The organism is Acidimicrobiales bacterium, assembly GCA_035316325.1.
Taxonomy (GTDB): domain Bacteria; phylum Actinomycetota; class Acidimicrobiia; order Acidimicrobiales; family VFJN01; genus DASXTK01.
Map to the genome: position 1 here is coordinate 1 of DATHJB010000197.1, position 2,970 is coordinate 2,970.

The window sequence follows — 2,970 nt, forward strand, 5'->3', positions numbered from 1 at the left end:
CGTGAAGTGCTCGGGGTGCTCGGTGGACTGGGCCGCGAGGGCCTCCGCCATCCCGGTCAGGTAGTCGGCGACGTCGGCGTCGGCATCGAGTCGCTCGACCATGGCGACGAACGTCTCGGCCACCTGGGTGGCGCTCTCGACCAGGACCGAGGTGAACAGCTGCTCCTTGCTGTCGAAGTGGTTGTAGATGGTGCGCGTCGACACGCCGGCCTCGGCGGCGATGGCGTCGATGCTGGCGCGGACGTAGCCCTCACGGCCGAACACCCGCCGGGCGGCACGGGTGATGGCTTCGCGCTTCCCGGGCCGTCCCCGCCGGGGTCGCTCGTCGGACTCCATCGGGAGTGTTTCTGCCATGCGACCTGGCCGAGGAGCGCGCCGACATCCGGCCGGTCCTGGTGGACCTGGCCGACTACGGCCTGCCCCTGCTCGACGAGACCTTCCCGGCGCGCCACGGGCGCTACGAGCACGACCACATCCGGCGCTGGTCGGCGGCCATCGCCCCGCTCGACGCCTTCGTGTTCGTCACCGCCGAGTACAACCACTCGATCCCCGCCGTGCTCAAGAACGCCATCGACTTCCTCTTCGACGAGTGGGTCGACAAGGCGGCCGGCATCAGCTATGGCGTCGACGCCAACGGCAGGCCGCGGAGCAGCTCCGGTTGGTGCTGGCCGAGATCCACGTGGCCGACGTGCGCGACCAGGTCGCCCTGTCGCTGTTCGACGACTTCGAGGACTACACCACCTTCACGCCCCGGTCTCGCAAGGTCGCCGACGTCCACTCCATGCTCGACCAGGTGGCCGCGTGGGGCGGCGCCCTGCGTTCCCTGCGCCTGGCGCCGTCGGTCGTGTGACCGCCAGCCGGTCGTCGGGTGCGAGCGGGTAGACGCCTGTGGCACCCTGGATCGAGGGGGTGGACCGTGACCGTCAAGATCGGGATCTCGCAACTCGGGCCAGCGGTGACCGTGCTCGCGACCTGCGGTGTCCTGCTGGCGTCCAGCGTGTCGCTCGCCGGCGCCCAGGCGCCCCCGGAACCGGCGCCGCGGCCCGTGCGGTTCGCGGTGCCGGGCGGGAACACCTTCCCGATCCCGGCGCCGTACGAGGTGTCGTTCTCCGACAGCTGGCACGCCTGCCGCGACGGCTGCAGCCGGCAGCACAAGGGCAACGACCTCATGGCGGCCGAGGGCACGCCGGTCGTGGCGGTCGAGTCGGGCGTGATCGCCAAGGTCGACGGCACCGACGACGGCAACGGCGGGCTCAGCGTCTGGCTGCTCGGCGACTCCGGCAACACCTACTACTACGCCCACAACTCGGCCAACCTGGTCACCGCCGGGCAGCCGGTGGCACGCGGGCAGCAGATCGCCCGGGTCGGGCACACCGGCAACGCCCGCGACACCGCCTCGCACATCCACTTCCAGATCAACACCTGCGGCGAGCTGTCCAGCGACGAGCCGTGCACGGTCGATCCCCATGCGGTGCTGCAGACGTGGCCCCAGGAGCTGACCGACGGGGGCGCCGACGCCCTCGGCCTCTACACGTCGACCGACGCCACGTTCCGGTTGCGCACGGAGGGTGGCTCGCCGCTGCCCGCGTCCGCCTACGGGGCGACCGGCGGCACCGACGTCCCGGTGGCGGGCGACTGGAACGGCGACGGCCGCGACACCGTGGGCGTCTACCGGCCGGCCGACGCGACGTTCCACCTGCAGGACGACACCGGAGCGACCCTGCCGCCGTTCCACTACGGGACCAGGGGCGACCTGCCGCTGACCGGCGACTGGAACGGCGACGGGCGTGACTCCGTGGGCGTCTACCGCCCGGCGGAGGCGACGTTCTTCCTGCGGGACGACGCCGGTGCGACCCTGCCGCCGTTCCGCTTCGGCACGCCGGCGCCGGCCGGGGGCAGTGCGTTGCTGCCGGTGGCGGGCGACTGGGACGGCGATCGCCGGGACACCGTCGCCCTGTTCCGGCGGGCCGACGCCACCTTCGTGGCCCGCGACGACGCCGGTGCCGCCCTGCCGCCGCTCCGCTACGGGACGGCGGGCGACCTCCCGTTGACCGGCGACTGGGACGGCGACGGGCGCGACACCGTGGGCGCGTACCGCCCGACCGACTCGACCTACCACCTGCAGGGCTTCACCGACCTGCCGCCGCCGGAGCCGGCCGCCGAGGCCGATGCCGAGGCCGACGTGGTGCCTGTGCCCGTGCCCGTGGCCGTGCCGGTGCCGGCCGGCCCGGTCGCCTTCGGCCCGGTGTCAGTGCCGGGGGCACGTCCCGTCGCCGGCGACTGGAACGGCCACGACCTGATCACGGTCGCCGACCTGCACGCCGTCTTCGGTACCGCCCTCGACGATCCGAGAATGGTCGAGAACCTCCCGCTGCTGAACGCGGCCATGGTCCAGGGCGGCGCCGTGACCCCGGCCCGCAAGGCCGCGTTCCTGGCCACCATCCGCAACGAGAGCGGGTTCCGGTTCGACGCCGTCGAGACGGGGACCTCCGCCTTCCGGGGCCGAGGGTTCATCCAGCTCACCAGCGAGGGCAACTACCGGCGGGCCGGTGCCCACCTCGGCCTCGACCTGGTGGGCGATCCCGACCTCGCGGCGAACCCCCTGGTCAGCGCGGCGGTCGCCAGCTGGTACTGGACGGTCTCCCGCAACATCAACCTGGCGGCCGACCGGCTCGACATGGCCGCGGTGAACATCGCCGTGGGTTACCGGCCGAGCCCGCAGGAGGACCTCGAGCGCTGCGCCGACTTCATCCGCGCCCTCACGTGGTTCAACGGCGGCACCCTGCCCGACGGTGTCAACTGCGATCGGACACCGGCCTCGCTGCTGGTCGCGATGGCCACGTCGGTGCCCACGTCCGAGCCGACCCGCCGTTCCACGACCCCCTCGACCTCCGCCCCACCGGTCCAGCCGACCCCGCAGGCCTTCCCCCCGCCCCCGCCGCCTCGGCCGACGTCCCCGCCGCCACCGAC

General features: G+C 73.2%; 3 protein-coding genes. 2 read left to right on the top strand and 1 reads right to left on the bottom strand.

Annotation, left to right across the window (positions count from 1 at the left end; genetic code table 11):
- Nucleotides 1-354: helix-turn-helix domain-containing protein (locus VK611_26130; protein HMG44840.1), on the bottom strand; the 354-nt coding region annotated here is incomplete at its 3' end.
- Between the two features lie 304 nt (nt 355-658).
- On the opposite strand from VK611_26130, the gene VK611_26135 reads away from it, so the two are divergent.
- Both VK611_26135 and VK611_26140 read left to right on the top strand, forming a co-directional pair.
- Nucleotides 659-850: a hypothetical protein gene (locus VK611_26135; GenBank protein HMG44841.1), complete on the top strand. Its 192-nt coding sequence runs from the start codon at nt 659-661 to the stop codon at nt 848-850.
- A 66-nt stretch (nt 851-916) separates the two neighbouring features.
- The coding region (locus tag VK611_26140) for a peptidoglycan DD-metalloendopeptidase family protein (protein HMG44842.1) at nt 917-2,970 on the top strand (2,054 nt) is incomplete at its 3' end.